General features: G+C 47.2%; 27 protein-coding genes. 22 read left to right on the forward strand and 5 right to left on the reverse strand.

Annotated features, from left to right (window positions below; translation table 11 throughout):
* The 16 genes from BCF55_RS00005 to BCF55_RS00080 form a co-directional block, all read left to right on the forward strand.
* The coding region (locus BCF55_RS00005) for an EF-Tu C-terminal domain-related protein (protein ID WP_147424990.1) at nucleotides 1-95 on the forward strand (95 nt) is incomplete at its 5' end.
* A 13-nt stretch (nucleotides 96-108) separates the two neighbouring features.
* Complete coding sequence (rpsJ, locus tag BCF55_RS00010; protein ID WP_121008549.1) at nucleotides 109-423, forward strand: 30S ribosomal protein S10; 315 nt, start codon at nucleotides 109-111, stop codon at nucleotides 421-423.
* Nucleotides 424-428: 5 nt separating this feature from the next.
* Nucleotides 429-1,139, forward strand: coding sequence for a 50S ribosomal protein L3 (gene rplC, locus BCF55_RS00015; RefSeq protein WP_121008551.1), 711 nt, complete (start codon nucleotides 429-431; stop codon nucleotides 1,137-1,139).
* Nucleotides 1,136-1,735 (forward strand): 50S ribosomal protein L4, encoded by a 600-nt coding sequence (rplD, locus tag BCF55_RS00020; RefSeq protein ID WP_121008552.1) that lies wholly within the window; start codon nucleotides 1,136-1,138, stop codon nucleotides 1,733-1,735. The genes rplC and rplD overlap by 4 nt, the downstream gene beginning before the upstream one ends.
* Nucleotides 1,732-2,040 carry a 50S ribosomal protein L23 gene (rplW, locus tag BCF55_RS00025; protein WP_121008554.1) on the forward strand — a complete coding sequence of 103 codons (309 nt, stop codon included), beginning with the start codon at nucleotides 1,732-1,734 and terminating at the stop codon, nucleotides 2,038-2,040. Before rplD ends, rplW begins: the two co-directional genes overlap by 4 nt.
* Before the next feature lie 12 nt (nucleotides 2,041-2,052).
* The gene (gene rplB, locus BCF55_RS00030; protein ID WP_121008556.1) at nucleotides 2,053-2,916 is read left to right on the forward strand and encodes a 50S ribosomal protein L2; all 864 of its coding nucleotides are present in this window, start codon (nucleotides 2,053-2,055) and stop codon (nucleotides 2,914-2,916) included.
* Nucleotides 2,916-3,377 (forward strand): 30S ribosomal protein S19, encoded by a 462-nt coding sequence (gene rpsS / locus BCF55_RS09905; protein ID WP_484496815.1) that lies wholly within the window; start codon nucleotides 2,916-2,918, stop codon nucleotides 3,375-3,377. The genes rplB and rpsS overlap by 1 nt, the downstream gene beginning before the upstream one ends.
* A 10-nt stretch (nucleotides 3,378-3,387) precedes the next feature.
* Nucleotides 3,388-3,786, forward strand: coding sequence for a 50S ribosomal protein L22 (gene rplV / locus BCF55_RS00040; RefSeq protein WP_245960364.1), 399 nt, complete (start codon nucleotides 3,388-3,390; stop codon nucleotides 3,784-3,786).
* A 3-nt stretch (nucleotides 3,787-3,789) separates the two neighbouring features.
* Entirely contained in the window at nucleotides 3,790-4,488 is a 699-nt protein-coding gene (gene rpsC / locus BCF55_RS00045; RefSeq protein WP_121008558.1) for a 30S ribosomal protein S3, read from the forward strand.
* 1 nt (nucleotide 4,489) lies between these two features.
* A complete protein-coding gene (gene rplP / locus BCF55_RS00050) occupies nucleotides 4,490-4,912 on the forward strand; it encodes a 50S ribosomal protein L16 (RefSeq protein ID WP_121008560.1) in 423 nt (140 codons plus the stop codon).
* Nucleotides 4,909-5,106, forward strand: a complete 198-nt coding sequence (gene rpmC, locus BCF55_RS00055) for a 50S ribosomal protein L29 (protein WP_121008562.1) — start codon at nucleotides 4,909-4,911, stop codon at nucleotides 5,104-5,106. The genes rplP and rpmC overlap by 4 nt, the downstream gene beginning before the upstream one ends.
* A gap of 1 nt (nucleotide 5,107) precedes the next feature.
* On the forward strand, nucleotides 5,108-5,404 hold the full coding sequence (gene rpsQ / locus BCF55_RS00060) for a 30S ribosomal protein S17 (RefSeq protein ID WP_121008565.1): 297 nt from the start codon (nucleotides 5,108-5,110) through the stop codon (nucleotides 5,402-5,404).
* A gap of 36 nt (nucleotides 5,405-5,440) precedes the next feature.
* Nucleotides 5,441-5,647 (forward strand): hypothetical protein, encoded by a 207-nt coding sequence (locus tag BCF55_RS00065; RefSeq protein WP_121008567.1) that lies wholly within the window; start codon nucleotides 5,441-5,443, stop codon nucleotides 5,645-5,647.
* 3 nt (nucleotides 5,648-5,650) lie between these two features.
* Nucleotides 5,651-6,868, forward strand: a complete 1,218-nt coding sequence (locus tag BCF55_RS00070) for a bifunctional 3,4-dihydroxy-2-butanone-4-phosphate synthase/GTP cyclohydrolase II (protein ID WP_121008569.1) — start codon at nucleotides 5,651-5,653, stop codon at nucleotides 6,866-6,868.
* Between the two features lie 10 nt (nucleotides 6,869-6,878).
* The gene (locus BCF55_RS00075; RefSeq protein ID WP_121008571.1) at nucleotides 6,879-7,187 is read left to right on the forward strand and encodes a hypothetical protein; all 309 of its coding nucleotides are present in this window, start codon (nucleotides 6,879-6,881) and stop codon (nucleotides 7,185-7,187) included.
* Nucleotides 7,171-8,460: a GGDEF domain-containing protein gene (locus BCF55_RS00080; RefSeq protein WP_121008573.1), complete on the forward strand. Its 1,290-nt coding sequence runs from the start codon at nucleotides 7,171-7,173 to the stop codon at nucleotides 8,458-8,460. The genes BCF55_RS00075 and BCF55_RS00080 overlap by 17 nt, the downstream gene beginning before the upstream one ends.
* Here the strand turns inward: BCF55_RS00080 and BCF55_RS00085 are convergent.
* Together BCF55_RS00085 and metG are read right to left on the reverse strand one after the other, a co-directional pair.
* Entirely contained in the window at nucleotides 8,415-9,026 is a 612-nt protein-coding gene (locus BCF55_RS00085) for an ankyrin repeat domain-containing protein (protein ID WP_121008575.1), read from the reverse strand. The genes BCF55_RS00080 and BCF55_RS00085 overlap by 46 nt on opposite strands.
* 9 nt (nucleotides 9,027-9,035) lie before the next feature.
* Entirely contained in the window at nucleotides 9,036-9,371 is a 336-nt protein-coding gene (gene metG / locus BCF55_RS00090; protein WP_121008577.1) for a methionine--tRNA ligase subunit beta, read from the reverse strand.
* Nucleotides 9,372-9,458: 87 nt separating this feature from the next.
* On the opposite strand from metG, the gene tpx reads away from it, so the two are divergent.
* Complete coding sequence (gene tpx / locus BCF55_RS00095; RefSeq protein ID WP_121008579.1) at nucleotides 9,459-9,971, forward strand: thiol peroxidase; 513 nt, start codon at nucleotides 9,459-9,461, stop codon at nucleotides 9,969-9,971.
* 30 nt (nucleotides 9,972-10,001) lie between these two features.
* On the opposite strand, the gene gcvPB is transcribed toward tpx, so the two are convergent.
* Nucleotides 10,002-11,444 carry an aminomethyl-transferring glycine dehydrogenase subunit GcvPB gene (gene gcvPB, locus BCF55_RS00100; RefSeq protein WP_121008581.1) on the reverse strand — a complete coding sequence of 481 codons (1,443 nt, stop codon included), beginning with the start codon at nucleotides 11,442-11,444 and terminating at the stop codon, nucleotides 10,002-10,004.
* Between the two features lie 157 nt (nucleotides 11,445-11,601).
* Here gcvPB and BCF55_RS00105 point away from each other — a divergent pair, with 157 nt between their 5' ends.
* Genes BCF55_RS00105 through BCF55_RS00125 form a run of 5 tightly spaced genes read left to right on the forward strand, consistent with a single transcriptional unit; the run spans nucleotide 11,602 to nucleotide 15,559 of the window.
* A complete protein-coding gene (locus BCF55_RS00105; protein WP_121008583.1) occupies nucleotides 11,602-13,149 on the forward strand; it encodes a flagellin N-terminal helical domain-containing protein in 1,548 nt (515 codons plus the stop codon).
* A 57-nt stretch (nucleotides 13,150-13,206) separates the two neighbouring features.
* Nucleotides 13,207-13,575, forward strand: coding sequence for a flagellar protein FlaG (locus BCF55_RS00110; RefSeq protein ID WP_121008585.1), 369 nt, complete (start codon nucleotides 13,207-13,209; stop codon nucleotides 13,573-13,575).
* A 1-nt stretch (nucleotide 13,576) separates the two neighbouring features.
* Nucleotides 13,577-14,908, forward strand: coding sequence for a flagellar filament capping protein FliD (gene fliD, locus BCF55_RS00115; RefSeq protein WP_121008587.1), 1,332 nt, complete (start codon nucleotides 13,577-13,579; stop codon nucleotides 14,906-14,908).
* Complete coding sequence (gene fliS / locus BCF55_RS00120) at nucleotides 14,908-15,324, forward strand: flagellar export chaperone FliS (protein ID WP_121008589.1); 417 nt, start codon at nucleotides 14,908-14,910, stop codon at nucleotides 15,322-15,324. Before fliD ends, fliS begins: the two co-directional genes overlap by 1 nt.
* Entirely contained in the window at nucleotides 15,317-15,559 is a 243-nt protein-coding gene (locus BCF55_RS00125; RefSeq protein ID WP_121008591.1) for a hypothetical protein, read from the forward strand. Before fliS ends, BCF55_RS00125 begins: the two co-directional genes overlap by 8 nt.
* 14 nt (nucleotides 15,560-15,573) lie before the next feature.
* Here BCF55_RS00125 and BCF55_RS00130 read toward each other — a convergent pair whose 3' ends face one another.
* Both BCF55_RS00130 and BCF55_RS00135 read right to left on the reverse strand, forming a co-directional pair.
* Complete coding sequence (locus BCF55_RS00130; protein ID WP_121008593.1) at nucleotides 15,574-16,794, reverse strand: molybdopterin molybdotransferase MoeA; 1,221 nt, start codon at nucleotides 16,792-16,794, stop codon at nucleotides 15,574-15,576.
* Nucleotides 16,787-18,328 carry an HDIG domain-containing metalloprotein gene (locus BCF55_RS00135; RefSeq protein ID WP_121008595.1) on the reverse strand — a complete coding sequence of 514 codons (1,542 nt, stop codon included), beginning with the start codon at nucleotides 18,326-18,328 and terminating at the stop codon, nucleotides 16,787-16,789. Before BCF55_RS00135 ends, BCF55_RS00130 begins: the two co-directional genes overlap by 8 nt.
* Nucleotides 18,329-18,331 lie beyond the last annotated feature (3 nt).

Below are 18,331 nucleotides of genomic sequence, written 5' to 3' on the forward strand. Positions count from 1 at the left end.
TAGCGCCTGTGGCTATGGAAGAGGGGCTTAGGTTTGCTATAAGGGAAGGTGGAAGGACCGTTGGTGCTGGTGTCGTCACTAAAATTCTGGATTGAGGAGTAACGGACTATGGAGCAGGATAAGATACGGATAAGACTCAGAGCATACGACTACAAGCTTTTAGATGAATCCGTTAAAAAGATAATAGAAACCGTCAAGAGAACCGGAGGAGTTATAAGAGGTCCTATACCTATGCCAACGAAGATAAGAAAGTGGTGTGTCCTTAGATCTCCCCATAAATTTGAGCAGTCAAGGGAGCATTTTGAGGTCAGGGAGCATGCAAGGATACTTGATATAACGAGGGTTACACCTCAAACCATAGAAGCTCTTATGGAGATAAATCTTCCAGCAGGCGTAGACGTTGAAGTGAAGATGAGAGGTTAACGGTCATGGGTATCGGAGTTATAGGAAGAAAGCTTGGAATGACGCGAGTATTCGCAAAGGATGGAACGGCTGTGCCTGTAACTGTTGTGCAGGTGCCTACCAATTATGTCGTTCAGGTGAAGTCTCCCGAGAGAGACGGCTACCGGGCTGTTCAGGTAGGAGCCATAGAGGCGAAGGAGAAACATCTAACTAAACCCCTTATAGGACACTTTACCAAGAGAAATATTAAGCTTCTGAGATACCTTAAAGAGTACAGGATTGACAATCCTCAGGACTTTCAAGAGGGACAAGAACTGAAGATAGAGGAGTTATTTAAGCCCGGAGACCTTGTTGATGTGGTTGGGACTTCCAAAGGAAGAGGATTTGCTGGAACAATGAAAAGGTGGGATTTTGGGGGTTTCCCTAAATCTCACGGACACAGGTACCACAGAGCCGTAGGTTCCATAGGAAACAGGACAGACCCTGGAAGAGTCTGGAAAGGAAAAAAGATGGCCGGTCACTGGGGGTCTGAGAAGGTCAGAGTTCAAGCTCTTTTGGTGGTTGATGTTATTCCCGAAGAGGGGCTTTTACTCCTTAAGGGTTCTGTTCCAGGACCAAACAAAGGTTTGCTCTTTATAGAGCAGTCAAGGATAGCTGGTAGAAAGAAGCAGCAGCTTAAACAGAATAGGTTGAAGGCTATAGTTGAAGGACTTGGGCAGGTAGGAGCACAGTCATGAAGATAGGAAAGATAGAGGTCAAGGATGAGGTTTTCAACGTCAGGGTGAAGAAACACGTACTCTGGGAAGTTGTGAAGTGGCAACTTTCCTCAAGAAGACAGGGAACACACTCCACCAAAACCAGGGGTGAATTAGGCTACAGCGGTAGAAAGTTGTTACCCCAGAAAGGTACAGGCAACGCCCGTCACGGGGATAGAGGGGCGAACATACTTGTTGGTGGAGGTGTAGCCCACGGACCCAAGCCCAGAGACTACTCCTACTCCCTTCCCAAGAAGGTTAAGAAGCTGGCGCTGAAGATGGCTCTCTCGGATAAGGCTCAGAATAAGAGTATCCTTATAGTTGATACTATAGAGCTTGGAGATGTACCCAAAACCAAGAATGCCCTGGAATTTCTCAAGAAGAACAAGATTGATTCCGAAAAGGTTCTCATAGTTACACCTCAGAAAGATGAAGTTATTTATAAGTCCTTCAGAAACTTGCCAAACGCTAAAGTCCTTCCCGTTGAAGGGCTTAATGTGTACGATATCTTGTGGAGTGATAAACTTGTGATACACAAGGATGCGCTTGAAGGAATCTATAAGAGGGTTGAAGCATGAGTCAGAGGAGACCTTATGAGATCATTATCAGACCTGTTATAACAGAGAAGAGCAACAGGCTTATGGAGGATTACAACAAATACGCCTTTGAGGTTTCATTGGACGCTTCTAAGTCGGAGATAAGGAACGCCATACAGGAACTTTTCGGAGTCAAAGTGAAGAAGGTGAACACACTTATAGTCAAGCCAAAAAAGAAAAGGGTTATGGGAAGGTTCAGACAGTACGGGACCACAAAGAAGTGGAAGAAGGCTATAGTTACCCTTGAACCGGGTGAAAGCATTGACCTTCTTAATTTTGCAGGTTAAGGAGAGTGAGATATGGGTGTTAGGAAGTTAAAACCGGTCACAAATGGAGCTAGGCATGCGGTTGTTTACGATTTTTCTGAGATAACAAAAAGGGAACCCGAAAAATCCCTCGTGGTATGGTGGCATAGGGCTAAGGGAAGGTCACGCCAACAGGGTAAGATAACCTCTAGGCATAGAGGTGGAGGGCATAAGAAACTCTACAGGATAATAGACTTCAAACGGGATAAGAGTCTCGTTCCTGCAAGGGTGGCTGCGATAGAGTACGACCCGTTCAGGAGTGCCAGGATAGCTCTCCTTCACTACGCGGACGGTGAGAAGAGGTACATCCTCTGGCCAGAAGGTCTTAAGGTAGGAGACACCGTTATGTCCATAAATTATGAGGATGCCTCTGCTGGTAAAAACCTTCCTGAGATTAAGCCTGGTAACGCTATGCCTTTAAAATTCATACCGGTAGGAACAATAGTACACAACATAGAGCTCAAGCCTGGTAAGGGTGGTCAGCTTGTGAAGGCTGCTGGTACAGAAGCTCAGATACTGGGTAGAAGCGGGAGTTACGTTCAGGTAAGACTCCCTTCTGGAGAGATGAGACTCGTTCATGAGAGGTGCATGGCAACGATAGGAAAGGTTGGCCTCGCTGAGCATGAACTTGTTAAGCTTGGAAAAGCTGGTAGGACAAGGTGGCTGGGGTGGAGACCCCATGTTAGAGGTACGGCTATGAACCCTGTTGACCATCCTCACGGAGGTGGTGAGGGTAGAACCAGAGGTAAACATCCTGAGTCTCCATGGGGATGGAAGACCAAAGGGTACAAGACAAGGAGAGGTCGTAAGTATTCTGATAGGTTCATAATTACACGTAGAGATGGGAGGCCGCTCTAATGGGTTTTAAAGGTGCATGGAACAAGAGAAACAGGATTATTGAAGACCTTGATAGTTTCTACAGGCTTTACAAGAGAATTCACAGGCTTCACAAAAAGGTCAGGGAAGCTCAGAAGAAGGGAGACCCTGCCCTTATAGAGCAGAGGATTAAGAGGTATGAAGAAACCTATGAGCAGTTCAGAGATCTGGTCAATAAGAAAGCCTGGGTTCATCCCAAGCTTTGGAAGAAAATCAAGCAGATGAATGAGACAGGCGACAGAAAAGTCATAAAAACCTATTCCCGTTCAACAACCATAATTCCGGAGTTTGTGGGGCACACTATAGCGGTGCACAACGGAAAGACATTCGTTCCGGTTTACATAACTCAGGAAATGGTGGGACATAAACTCGGTGAGTTTGCCCCGACGAGAACTTTTAGGGGCCACCCTGAAAAGAGTGCAAAGGTGGTCAAGAAGAAGTGAGGTGTAGGATATGGGACAGCTGAAGATAAAGGATAAGAGTCAGAGAGAAGGTTACAGGCAGGGTGAAGCTATAGCCATACTTAGATACGCCAGGGTTTCACCTCTAAAGGCAAGGCTTGTTCTGAGTCAGATTCATGGGAAAAGTGTGGGTGAGGCTCTCTACCTTTTGAAGGTCCTTCCTAAGAAAGGTGCCCGTATAATTGAGAATGTTCTAAAGAGCGCCATAGCCAATGCTGAACAGAAAGGGCTTGACCTTGACAGACTTTACGTTAAGAAGGCGGTTGCCGATAGGGGACCTATGTTTAGAAAGTGGCTCCCCAGAGCCCATGGAAGGGCTACAATGCTCAGAAAGAGGCTTTCTCATATAACTATAGTACTTGCCGAAAAGCAGGAAGAGCAGGAGGACTGATTTATGGGACAGAAGACACATCCGATAGGCTTTAGGCTCGGTATAACTAAGAGCTGGGACTCAAAGTGGTACGCTCCCAAGAAGGAGTACGCTCAGACTCTCCATGAAGACCTGAAGATAAAGGAATACATAAAGGAGAGGTACAAGATAGCTGGGATATCCAACATTGAAATTGAAAGGATAGTGGACAAGCTCAAGATAAGGATTCACGCTGCGAGACCTGCAATAATAATAGGTAGGAAGGGACAGGAAGTTGAACTTCTTAAGAAAACTATAGAAAGTATGGTTCCTGGTAAAGAGGTGACTATAAACGTTGCTGAGGTGAGGGTCCCTGAGCTGGACGCCCAGCTTGTTGCCGAAGATATAGCCCTTCAGATTGAGAGAAGGGTATCCCACAGAAGAGCCATGAAGAGAGCCATAGACAATACCCTCAAGGCAGGTGCAAAAGGTGTAAAGATTCAGGTAAAGGGAAGGATAGGCGGTGCAGAGCTTGCCAGAAAAGAATGGTTCCTCGTTGGCAGGATGCCTTTACAAACCCTGAGGGCGGATATAGATTACGGATTTGCGACAGCTTACACGAAATACGGTATACTCAGCGTCAAGGTGTGGATATACAAGGGTGATGTCCTTAAGGGTGGAAAGGAAGAGGTTCTTAGAAAGATAGAGGAAGACTTAGCAAAGGTTCCTCAGGAGGTAGGATGAGATGTTTCTCCAGCCAAAGAAGACTAAGTACAGAAAACAGCAAAGGAGGACATTAAAGGGTAAATCTCTCAGAGGGAACAGGATAGCTTTTGGTGAGTATGGCATACAGGCGCTTGACAGGGCTTGGATAACCCAGAGACAGATAGAGGCAGTTAGGGTTGCCCTGGTTAGAGCCCTCAGAAAGGGTGCCAAGGTGTGGATAAGGATATTCCCTGATAAGCCATATACGAAGAAACCTAACGAAGTCAGGATGGGTGGAGGAAAAGGTGACCCTGAAGGTTTTGTAGCGGTGGTAAAGCCGGGCAGGATCATGTTTGAGTTCGGTGGCGTCCCGGAGGATGTAGCTGAGGAGGCTTTCAGGCTTGCCTCTGCGAAATTACCTATAAAGACGAGGCTTGTTAAGGCTGGAGGATTCACAGTATGAAGGCAGCGGAGCTTAGGAAATTGAAGAAGGAAGAGCTTGAGAAGAAGGTTGACGAGTTAAAGACAGAGCTTCTCAGGTTGAAATTTCAGCAGAAGATCTCCGGACTTGACAACCCCATGGCTATAAAGAACCTCAGAAGAGAGATAGCCAGGGCTCTTACCATTATTAGAGAAAAGGAATTAAGGGGTGAGTAAGATGGCTGAGAAGAACTGGAACGATAAAAGAAAACACCTTGTTGGAACAGTTGTATCCGATAAGATGGACAAGACAGTTGTGGTAAAGGTGGACAGAAAAGTTCCCCACCCGCTTTACGGAAAGCACATAATAAGGAGTAAAAAGTACCATGCCCACGACGAAAAAAACGAGTGCAAAGTGGGAGACGTAGTAGAAATCAGGGAGACGAGACCTCTCTCCAAGACAAAGAGGTGGGTTGTTGTAAGGGTTCTTCAAAGAGCTATAAAGGAGGAGGAAGCTCTTACCCAACAGTCCTAACTTTTCTTTCTCCTCTCCGAGCATATCTTTATCTCTATGCTCAGGTATATCCTCTATGTGGCTGCTGTATTTATAATAGCTGACCACGTCTTTACCCACTGGGGACCAGAAATAATAAACTGGCTGGCGAGCAGTTTTTTAGGCAGAGACGTTACCGTCGTTGAAGAAGCCCCTTACAGGGAGAGTCTTATAGATAAAGTTATTCAGAGTGTGCGTGATAAACTCGGTGATAGCCGGAGGTAGGTTATGAGTGCAAGCGAGTTTAAGTTCAACACCATTGAGGAGGCTGTAAAGGATATAAGAGAAGGGAAGATGGTCATAGTGGTTGATGACCCTGATCGGGAGAATGAAGGTGACCTTGTGATGGCGGCCGAGAGGGTGACCCCCGAAGCTATAAACTTCATGGCTAAGCATGGAAGGGGCTTAATATGTTTATCCTTGCCTCCTGAGAGATGTGAAGAGCTTGACCTTTATCCGATGGCCCACAGAAACACAGACCCTAAAGGAACGTATTTCTGTGTATCTATAGATGCGCACCCTAAACACGGAACAACCACGGGTATATCTGCCCATGACAGAGCTAAAACTATAAAGTTAGCAATAAGCCCCGAAGCTGGACCATCAGACTTTATAAGACCTGGACATGTTTTTCCCCTGAAAGCCAGACCAGGTGGAGTCCTTGAAAGGGCAGGGCACACGGAGGCTTCCGTAGACCTTGCAAGGCTTGCAGGGCTTTACCCTGCAGGAGTTATATGTGAAATAATGAAGGAAGACGGGACTATGGCAAGACTTCCAGACCTTGTAGAGTTTGCCAGAGAGCACGACCTTAAGATAATAACTATTGCAGACCTTATAAGGTACAGGCTTAAAAAGGAAAAGCTCGTTGAAAAAGTGGCAAGTGCCCATCTTCCCACACCTTGGGGAACTTTCAACATACACGCATACAGACACAAACTTACCGGGGAAGAACAGGTGGCTCTGACCATGGGAGATTGGGACGAGGAGGAGCCGGTTCTGGTCAGGGTTCACTCCGAATGCCTTACCGGCGACGTCTTTCGTTCCATGAGGTGCGACTGCAGACCGCAGCTGGAAAGAGCGCTTGAAATGATCGCCAAGGAGGGTAAGGGTGTTCTTGTGTATATACTCGGACATGAGGGTAGAGGCATAGGCATAGCTAACAAGATAAAAGCTTACGAGCTCCAGGAGAAAGGTTACGATACCGTAGAAGCCAACGAGAGGCTTGGCTATCCGCCAGACCTTAGAGACTACGGTGTTGGAGTTCAGATACTCCTTGACCTTGGAGTCAGGAAGATGAGGCTTATGACAAACAACCCAAGGAAGATAGTAGCTCTTGAAGGTTTCGGACTTGAGATAGTGGAGAGGGTCCCAATAAAGATAGACCCTAACCCTTACAACAGGGTATACCTTAGCACTAAGAAAGACAAACTGGGACATATGTTTTAAGGAGGTCAAGATGGCAGATTTTAGGAACGCAGGTATTGACAGGGGAGATATTAGAGCTGAGCTGAAGAACTTCCTGCTCGCTATAAGGATAAGAAAGGAAGAGTACATGAACATAATAGACGAGCTTGAACCTGATGAGCTTGAATTTGACCTTCGGGAATACAAGGAGTACTTTGAGAAACAGGTTAAACCTATCTATGAGCAGGCTCACGCAGTTGGTGTGGAGAGCCTGGTGGCCTTGGCTGAAGAGGTGAAACGTGTTTACGATGAGATAATAAACATGATAGAAAGCAAGCTTTCTTATGGAAAACAGGGATAGAGAGGGTCAAGAGGCTCTCAAGGAATTTGAAGGTCTATTTGAAGTAGTTGCAGTTAGGGATGAAGCCCAGATAGTCCGGGAATTTGGGAGGGGTTTAACCTTTTTAAAATTCTCTCCTATACTTGAGAGAGCCTTTCAGAATTACTACCTTTCCAAATACGCCTGGCAGTCCAGGATAGCGATAATCATGGGTATACTCCTTTACGCTTCCTTCGGTCTCCTTGATGCCATAGTGTTTCCAGACCTGAAGTCTTACTTCTGGTTCATTCGCTTTGGAGTTGTTATACCCTTAGGCTTTCTGTTTCTGTTTTTCACCTTTAAGGTCCACGATGAAGCAAAGATAGAGCTTTTGCACTCCTTTGTGGTGATAGCAGGAGGGCTTGGCATAGTTGCCATGATATATCTGGCTTCAACAGGCAAATCCTACCTCTACTATCCAGGGCTCATGCTGGTGATATTCTATGCCTTTACCCTTTCAGCCCTAAGGTTTTACTATGCCTCCGCTGTAGCACTCACGATAACCTTCACCTACCCTTTTGTTGACCTTTTTATTCTCAACACCCCAAAGGACCAGCTTCTTACAAATATGTTCTTTCTGGGCTCTGCTACCATACTGGGCATGCCCGTAAGCTACCTTTTGGAGAGACATAGCAGAAGGGACTTTCTCCTGACGATGCTCCTTGCCTTTGAGAAGAGAAGAACGGAGGAGTTAAACGTAAAACTTAAGGACATGTCCTATATTGACGGGCTTACGGGCGTAGCGAATCGTCTTCGCTTTGAAGAGTTCTTCCGTAAGGAGTGGGCAAGGGCAAAAAGGGCTAAGAGACCAATATCTCTTCTCATGCTGGATATTGATTTCTTTAAGAACTACAATGACCTGCTCGGACATCTGGAGGGGGACGAATGCCTTCAGATGGTTGCCGGTGCTATCGGTAAACACATAAGGTCTGATATAGACCTGGTTGCAAGGTATGGAGGGGAGGAGTTTGTGGTTGTCCTTCCAGAAACAAACCTCAGGGATGCGCTGAAGGTAGCTGAGAGAATTAGAAAGGACATAGAGAACCTGGCGATAGCTCACCCAGGCTCAAAGGTTTCCAAGTTCGTTACGGTTAGTATAGGCGTAGCCTGCTTAGTACCAACCAACAACCTTAAGAAAGAAGCCCTGATAAGGATGGCGGATAAAGCCCTCTACAGGGCAAAGGAGAAGGGCAGAAACAGAGTTGAGTACTACTCTTCTGAGGACTTCAACAGTAAATTTACCACCTCAGGATGACCGTAATCCTTAGCGAAATCCAAAGCGGTGAGTCCAGCGTTGTCCTTAGATTTCACATCCGCACCGGCTTTCAAAAGGAGTTCAACTACCTCTTTGTGCCCGTTCATGGCGGCTACGTGCAGAGGTGTGAGACCTGCCCCGTTTCGTACGTTGACCTTTGCGCCCCTTTCAAGAAGCAGTTTAACGATTTTAAGGTGTCCATTGCGGGAAGCCAAGTGAAGCGGTGTCCACCCATTTAGGTTTCGTGCGTTTACCTTAGCCCCGTGTTCAAGAAGAGACAGGACTATTTCATAATGTCCGTTGTTGGCTGCAAAATGAAGGGGTGTTGCCTTGTAGTTGTCCCTTGCGTTCACATCTGCTCCCTGCTCAAGAAGGAACTTGACAATATCTGTGTGTCCTGCCTCCGCTGCCACATGTAGCAGGCTTTCCCCTTCATGGTTCTTCATGTTCACATTGCTGCTGTTTACTAACTTTCTTAGAGTCTCCAAGTTACCGCCTTCGGCGGTCTTAAAGAGATCTGTGGAGAAGGATAAACCCACGGACAGGATAAAGATAATCAGGAACATAAAAAAAAGTTAACCCGCCTTTGCACCCTCTTCAATGTCCCTGTCCGGGACTATGAGAGACATCTTGTCTCCGTTGGATAGGGCGAGGATCATTCCCTGGGATTCTATACCGAATATCTTCCTGGGCTTTAGGTTTGCTACTACAAGTATCTTCTTGCCTACAAGTTCCTCAGGTGAGTAAAACTTTGCTATGCCTGCAACCACGGTCCTCTCTTCGTTTCCAAGGGAAAGTCTCAGCTTTATGAGCTTGTCCGAACCCTCTACCTTTTCAGCTTCAAGAACCTTGGCGAGTCTAAGGTCCAACTTCAGGAAGTCTTCAATTCCCACGTAATTCTTTTCTTCCATAGGATTCACTATTATATGACAGAAGACATCAAAAAGCCCACAGATTGCTGATAGAATGGCTAAAAACCACAGAAGGAGGTGGATACCATGGCTGAAACAGTAACTTTGAAAGGTAATACAGTCAGTCTTGTCGGACCTGTACTTAACGTTGGGGACGATGCACCGGAAGCGGTTGTCGTAACCACAGACCTGCAGGAAAAGAGAGTTGGTGGCGCTAAGGGTAAAGTTCAGCTTATAGTGACTGTTCCTTCCCTTGATACACCGGTTTGTGAAACCGAAACTAAGAAATTCAACGAACTTGTTCAGGGACTTGGAGACAAAGTTGACGTAACCGTGATTTCAATGGACTTGCCCTTTGCGGAGAAGAGGTTCTGTGAGAGCTTCAGCATAGGGAATGTCACCGTTGCATCTGACTTCAGATACAGGGACATGGAGAAGTACGGAGTCCTCATAGCGGAAGGCGCACTGAAAGGCATTCTTGCAAGGGCTGTGTTCATAGTTGACAAAGAAGGAAAGGTTGCCTACAAACAGCTCGTTCCAGAGATAACCCAGGAACCCAACTACGACGAAGTTCTCAGCAAACTCAAGTCTATGGTCTAACTCTTCGGGGGCGTCCCAGCCCCTGCTTAATTACTTACCCCTATATCTCAATACAGGTTTCCTGTTTGCTTCGGCTTCTTTTATCCTTCTAACAGGTGTTCTGAAGGGAGCTTTGTTTAACCTGTCGGGGTTTTCTTTTGCTTCCTTGACGATACTCTTTAAAGCTTCGGCGAATTCCCTGAGAGTGTCAGGGTCCTCCGTCTCGGTAGGCTCTATCATGAGCGCTTCCCTCACAACGAGAGGAAAGTAAACGGTTGGAGCATAAAAGCCATAGTCCAGCAACCTCTTTGCCACACCCATGGCGTTGGTGTTGTACTTCAAAAGGTTGGTTGCAGATAGGACAAATTCGTGCATGCAGGGGACGTGAGAGTATGGGTCGTTGAACACCCCTTTCAAGAGACTTCTCAGGTATCTTGCATTCAAAACCGCGTACTTTGCAACCTTATCTATCTCCCTGCCGTAGCTTAAGATGTAAGCAAGGGCTCTGAGCCACATGCCGAAGTGTCCGTAAAAGGCAAGGAGTTTTCCCACGCTCTTGGGGATGTTCCAGTTCAGGTAATATTTTTTTCCGTCAAACTCAACCTGGGGGACCGGGAGGTAAGGCTTCAGTCTCTCTGAGACCCCAACGGGACCGCTTCCGGGTCCTCCTCCTCCGTGGGGTGTGGAGAAGGTCTTGTGGAGGTTAAAGTGCATAACGTCAACTCCCCAGTCTCCGGGTCTTGCCACTCCCACAAGGGCGTTGAAGTTGGCTCCGTCCATGTAGAGGAGAGCGTCCCTCTTGTGGAGCTCCTCAGCCATTCTTTTTACCTTTCTTTCAAATATCCCAAGGGTGTTCGGATTGGTTATCATCAGTGCCGCCGTATCTTCTCCGAGCTTCTTCATAAAGTCTTCCCAGTCCAGCTCTCCGTTCTCGTCACTTTTAACCGTAACCACATCAAAGCCGCATATGGCAGCGGAAGCTGGATTCGTTCCGTGGGCTGAGTCTGGTATCAGAATCTTTCTCTTCTTGTCGTTTCCCCTGTCTCTGTGGTAAGCGAGGATTAAGAGGAGTCCGAGGAACTCTCCCTGAGCGCCAGCTGCCGGCTGGAGAGATACGTCCGCAAAACCTCCCAATTCTTTTAGAAGCTCTTTTAGCTCGTAAGCTACCCTCAGTGTTCCCTGTACCAGCTCCTCTGGAGTCAGCGGGTGGACGCTGAGGAACTCAGGCATGTTTGCCAGCTCCTCGTTTATCCTCGGGTTGTACTTCATAGTGCAGGAACCCAGTGGGACCATCGTGGTATCTATGGCGTAGTTGAGCTGGGAGAGCTTAGTAAAGTGCCTTACTACCTCCAGCTCGGAGAGCTCTGGGAGATTTAATTCTCTCCTTATATATCCTTCCGGTATAACCTCTGTAAGGTTTACCCTCGGAACATCAAGCTCCGGGAGTCTGTAACCTTTTCTGCCTTCCTTTGTCAGCTCAAAGAGGAGTTCCATAGGGGAAATATTTTACCTTCAAGGCTGTAAGTTCGCCTTCAGCTTTGAAGTATATCTGGTATTACTAACCGTTTCTAACCCTTCCGGACGCCCTGTTAAAAAACTTTACAGCACTGCCGATTTAATTCTTTGACAAAACCAATAGGAGGTGTCAGCCATGGCTCTAAGAATCAACTTCAACTATGAGGCGGCTGTGACGCACACAGCCCTCAAGCAGAACGAGAGGCTTATGAACAAGTCTCTCCTGAGGCTCTCAACAGGTCTCAGAATTCTGAACGCTGCGGACGATTCCGCAGGTCTGTTCATAGCTGACCAGCTTGCCGTTGTCTCCGCCGGTCTTGAACAGGGTAACAGAAACATCCAGACGGGAATATCCGCCCTCCAGATAGCGGAGAACTCCTCCGGACAGATTTACAACAAACTAAAGGAGATCTATGTCAAAGCTGAGAATGCTGCCAACGACATCAACGACCCCAACGCAAGGGCAGCTCTCCAGAAGGAGATAAGCAACCTCGTTGACGCCATTCAGAAGATAGGAACGGACACCGAGTACAACGGGATAAAGCTCCTTGACGGAACCTTCGCCGGAAAGTCCATACACTACGGACCGAGGTACGGACAGACGGTTACAGTTAACATAGGCGACGTGAGGGCACAGAGCCTGGGTGCTTACATAGTGAGCGGAAACGGAGGTGTATATACAAGTGCTGCAGACAAGCCAATAACTGGTTTGGAAACGGACAAAGATGATTATGCCCTTGCCAACGGTGAAGAGCTCAGGGTTGGAGGTCAGGTTGTCCTTCAGGGAACAGCTACAACTGTCCTCGTAGATGCGGCAACCGCCGCTAACAACATAAACAACGACGCTACCCTTCAGGCGGCGGGCATAGAGGCGGTTGCAAAGAACAAGAGCACCGGAGCGGATTTTACAGGTGTTGTGTCAGGTGATGCCGGAGACACTGTCACGTTGCATTTCTATGTTGGTGCAAGGGATATAACATCTCCCAACTTTTCCATAACAGGAGTCACAACAACTACCACACTTTCAGACCTTGTTACTCAGATTAACAGCCAAGCTTCTGCAACGGGGACACCTATAACTGCAAGAGCGGAAAACGGTAAGCTCGTTCTTGAAACGACCAACGGAGAAACGATAGCTATAGAGGCTGAAGTTACTGCCGATGCTGGATCAAACAATAACGTCGCTGTTAACTTCTCCCAGCTTATAGAAGGTGCTTCGGATGTAACAGGATTGGCTGATACGCAAAAAGCCTACGCCGTCAAAGTAGGTGAGCTACAGATTTACGGAACCGACAGCTTCGTTGTGAATGAGAGTGGTATAGATATAGTCGGTGGGAGCGGTCCGGACACTTCCATCACTGCAACCTTGAACAACCTCTACTCCATAGACGTTTCTACCAACTCAGGAGCTGAGACTGCGCTCCTTATAATAAAGAAGGCGATACAGAAGGTTGATACGGTTCGTTCCGAGATAGGTGCTGTTATGAACAACCTCCAGACAATATTTGACGCCCAGAAGGTCGCTCAGGACAACACCAACGAAGCTGAGAACGTCATAAGGAACGTGGACTTCGCTGAGGAGATGAAGAACTTCACGACGATGCAGATAAGGATGCAGTCCGGTGTTGCAATGCTCGCACAGGCGAACACCCTGCCCCAGCTCGTCCTACAGCTACTGAGGTAACAGCCTTTGAGGAGGGGAGGCTTGCCCTTCCCTCCGCCCTAAAAAGGAGAAGGAGCCATGAGGGTGAACGGTAAAGGCTCCGAGGTGGACATTGAACTTCTCAGGCAGGTTCAGAGGGAGGTTCAACCCCATAAGGGAGTGGAGTCTGTTAAGAGAGACATTGAAAGGAGGGCAGAGGAAAGCCTCCAGGAAAGCTCCATGAGCAGGGAGGAGCTCCAAAAGCTTCTCAGGGAAATTCAGAGGAAGCTTGATTACCTCAACAGATACCTGAAGATAGATATAGACGACCAGCTTGAGATACCGGTTGTGAAGGTTTTTGAGAGGGACACCAACAGACTTATCCGTCAGATACCCCCCGACTATGTCCTTGAGCTTATGAAGAGAATTGACCAGATGCTCGGTGTTCTGCTGAGCGAGAGGGTTTAGTATGGCTGGTGAACTCTTTCTGTCTGGACTTACGGGAACTAACTTTGACGGGGGTGCTATAGTTGACCAGATAATGCAGCTCAAATCCCTCCCGCTTCAAAGATTACAGCAGGAGAAAGCCCTCGTTCAGGCTAAGCTCTCCTCTCTGGGAAACCTCTCAAAGGGCATAGGTGATTTTCTATCTCTCTTTGAGGGTCTTGACGTTGATAGCTTATTTAAGGCAAAGCAGGCAACCTCCTCAAACCCTGACGTGTTAATTGCCTCTGCAACAGACGAGGCTCCCAACCTCAGTTTTTCCGTCAACGTGAACAAACTCGCCCAGGCTGAGGTCAGGGTCACCAACGGAGGCTTTGCAGACCTTACCGGAACCTTTGCAAGCTCTGGGACACTTACCATAACCTATGAAACCGGCTCGGGAACTGAAACCTTTGATATAGACTATAACGCAGGTGAAACCCTTGAAGACCTTGTGAATTCTATAAACAACGCTCAGGACAGGGTCAAGGCGAGCATATACTACGATGGGACGAGCTATAAACTCATGCTCTCAGAGAACGATTTGGGCGGCTCTAACGTTGAAACCGACGTTGCGGGCAACGTTTACGTGATAGGTGTGTCTGGTCTGCCTTCAGAGTTAGGGACAGGACTTGACACGATTCAGAGTGCTCAGAATGCTGAGATTGTGATAGGCTCAGGTTCACCTGTAGTCAGCCCTACCAACGAGTTTGAAAATGTTATAAGCGGTTTGACCATAGAGGTTAAGGATATTGGGAGTGCCAACGTTAGCGTGTCAGAAAACTACTCAAAGGTTACCTCCTTCCTGGAGGATTTCGTTAAGCAGTACAACGGACTGGTAAAGCTCGTGGACTCCCTTACGGTCGGTGAACAGGCTCTCTTCAGGGGTGATTACACCATAGCGAGCGTAAAGACGGGTGTGGCGGAAAGACTTGACCCCCTTATAGAGGAAGGTTTGATTGACTACAACGGTGATACGGGAGAGATTTCCCTTAAAACTGACAGGTTAAACGAGCTCCTGAACACTGACCCTGAAAAGGTGAAGGGTCTCATTGAGGACCTGAAAAGCTCCTACAGCTCCTATCTTGAGGGTGAAAAAGACCTCTTCAGCAGTTTTGAGCAGACCTACAACGAACAGATAGAGGATATAGACAGCCGGATACAATCCTTGGCAAACAGGCTCGTCCAAGAAGAGCAGTCTTTGAGAAGGGAATACGCTCAGCTGGAAGCTTTTATAGCTCAAGCGGAAGAGCTCAGACAGCGTTTCCAGCAGTTTATAGTCACCCTCTCTGAGATGACAAAAGGAGGTAATAAGTGATGAATCCTGCGGAGATTTATCTGAAAAATATGGTTGAGAATGCAAACCCAATAAGACTTGTAATAATGTTGTACGACAAGGCTATCTCTTGTATAGAGGACGCTATAGATGCTATAAGGAGCGGTCTTGGGGAGACTGAGAACGTTAAGAGAAAGGCTGAGAACCTGACAAAGACTATGGACATACTGATAGTTCTGAGGGCTTCCCTGGACTCCGAAAGGGGGCAGGAGATAGCTAAAAACCTTGACGAAATTTATGAGATTCTTATTAATGAAATTGTGAGCGCAAACATGAGGAATGATATAAGCACCCTTGAGAAGATAAAGGGGATACTTGAAGAGCTTAGGGAAGCTTGGGAAGAGGCAGAGAAAAAGGTTTACGGAAAGGAGGAGGTCACGGCGAGGGCGAATGAATGAAAGCCTTAAGGAGATACTTCTGAAGTGTGAGATATACCTTGAAGAGGATAACTACGATGCGCTCATAGAATCCCTGGAGAAGGTTGCAAGCTTTGATACTAAAAACTTAACAAAGGAAGAGTACGAAGAGGCTTTAAGGATAATAGAGTTCCTTATAAAGAAGGCGGAAGATAAAAAACTGAGCATAGCTGAGAAGCTCATGAACTTCCAGAGGTTCAAAGGTTACATAAAGTAAGAGAAACTCCGATGTTAAAGCAGGACTACCTCTACGGGTTCACCGTTCTTTATCTCCTTTACATCCTCAGGCACAATCATGTATGCGTTTGACTCAACCAATGAGGTCAGCATGTGGGACTGCTGCTTTGGATGAGGCTCACAGAGGGCTCTCTCTCCTTCAAACCATACCTTTGCCCTTGCAAATTCTCTCCTGCTTGCATCCCTGCGGGAGAAGTCCTTAGTCAAAACAGCCTTGAGCTTTTTCTTGAAGACTTCCTTTGCACCCAGCATCGTTCTTATGGCTGGGTAAACGAGCAGGTCAAAGGCTACCGCACAGGAGACAGGATTTCCGGGAAGACCAAAAAACAGCTTGTTCTCTCCGTAGGTCCCAAAGAGAACCGGCTTGGCGGGTTTTATCCTGAGTTTATGAAACTTAACATCAACCCCAACTTCCCTGACAAGGTACTGGACGTAGTCCTTTTCCCCCATTGAGACACCGCCTGTGGTTATGAATATGTCGTATCTGTGGCAGGTCTTGAGAACCTTCAGTAGTTCCTCTGGTTTATCGGGAGCTATACCAAGTTGATGAGGGACACCTCCTGCGCTCTCTATGAGAGAGTAGACCATGTGATGGTTTGAGCTTCTTATCTGAGAGGCTCTACTTTGAGGCTCGCCGAGCTCCAGGAGTTCGTCCCCCGTTGATAGCACGGCTACCTGTGGTCTCCTGTAAACTTCAATCACGGCTCTGTTAACAAAGGCGAGCATGCCCACCTCATATCCCCTTATCTCCTGTCCCTTGCGGAGTATCACTTCTCCTTCTCTTACGTCCTCCCCTTTGAGCCTTATGTTGGCTCCCTTCTTAAAGGCTCTCTTTATGTAAACCACCCCGTTTTTTGTTTCCGTATACTCTACCGGAACAACGGTGTCAGCCCCTTCAGGGATAGGAGCTCCAGTGAATATCTTTACTGCCATCCCCTCACCGACTTTAAGGTTCTCTCCTGTGCCTGCAGCGAACTCTCCCACAAGTTTCAGCTGTGCAGGTTTCTCTTCAGAGGCTTCCTTTATATCCTCATACCTCACGGCGAAGCCGTCCATGGCTGAATTATTAAATAGGGGTTTGTCAGTGTCTGAGGTTATATCTCTGGCTAAAAAGCGTCCAAGGGCGTCGTATATGAACACCTTCTCCGTGTCCAGCGGTTTCACATTCTCAAGAACTGTTCTTAAGGCGTCCTCAAGGGGTGTGAGTTCAGCCATGACTACCTCCTGCGGTAAGTATATCCTGATAGGCACCCTTTATGAACTCTATAGCCTCCTCTCGGGTTCTTACTTTACCTTCAATTTGAGCTTCCTCAAGCCTCTTCTTGAGCTCACCCACCATCTTCCCCTGAGATATGTTCAGTATAGCCATTATTTCCCGTCCGTTCAGCAGAGGCTCTATCCTTATTTCCTTTAGCTCGTTTCTTTTAAAGCTTTCAAGCTCACTTATAGTTTCAAGGAGGGCTTTGATGTCCTCCTGGCTATCTCCGCTGGCAAAGGCGTCTGCAATGGAAAGCAGGAAAAGGTGTGGAGCTATGTCGCCACACTCCTTCCAGAAGTTTGCCATACCCCTTCTTTTTAGCTCTCCTTTCAGGAAGGACTCCCTCAGGTAAAAGGGTCTCAGGTGATACCTCACAAGCTTCCCTATGAACCTGGTAGCTTGCTCACCCCATTTTAGTTTCCCACCTATTTTTTTGACTATCTCCTCGCCTACCTTGTCGTGGTTGTAAAAGGTTACCTTTCCCTCCTTTATTTCAAAGGTGTCAGGTTTGCCTATGTCGTGTAAGAGAGCACCCCACTTGAGTAGCTCAACGTCTGTGAACTCCCCCAGAAACCTTCGGCATCCGAAATCTCCCAGAAGCTCAACGCTCAGGTACTTTGTCCTCTCCTCTGTAACCCTCTCAACCTCCTCAAGAATCCTTAAAGTATGCTCATCAAGGGGATATAGGTGATGCTCTCCCTGGTCCTTTACCCTCTTTAACTTGGAAAACTCTGGTATAACGATTTCAAGGAGTCCCACCTCGTACAGCCTCCTTATAACCTTTGAGCCCTTTGGATGCTTCACAATTTTGAAGAGTTCGTGGGTTATTCTCTCTGCAGGAGCCTTGAGGATAAGACTCTTGTTCTTGTCAACGAATGTATAAAAGTCTTCTGTTAGCTCAAGCTCTTTCTCTATGGAAAGCCTGAAACCTCTCAGTATCCTCACTGGGTCTCTCTTCAGGTTCTCCTCGGAGATGGGTCTCAGCAGTCCGTTCTCTAAGTCCTTTATACCCTCTGTTGGGTCAAAGACTATGGTCTGTTTTGCTCCTATACTGAGTACGTCATCAAGGTTGACCGCTATGGCGTTTGCTGTGAAGTCTCTTTCCCTCAAATCTTCTTCCAGGGCTTTCTCCAGGTCTTTACCCTTCACCTGTGAAAAGTCAAACCTGTACCTATAAGGAGGCAGGTGTATGACCACGGAGGCAACTACGGGTCTCTTTATAAGTATTCCCTTCTTCTCAAATACGAAGAAGTGCCCTCCAGTCCTGTTTGCAAACTCTTGAGCAACCCTAACAGGGTCACAGGTAACCAGAAAGTCAACGTCTATATTTTCTCCCACAGGTTCTCCTAATATCCTGTCCCTTACCCATCCTCCCACAATAAAGCAGTAATCCTCTCTCGGTAAGACTTTCGCTACGTCGTCAAAGTAGGATAGGTAAAAGTTCAATCCGTGAAGGGTGTGTTTACCTTTTGCAACCAACTCAATATCCATGGT

The sequence above is a fragment of the Hydrogenivirga caldilitoris genome (assembly GCF_003664005.1).
Lineage (GTDB): Bacteria > Aquificota > Aquificia > Aquificales > Aquificaceae > Hydrogenivirga > Hydrogenivirga caldilitoris.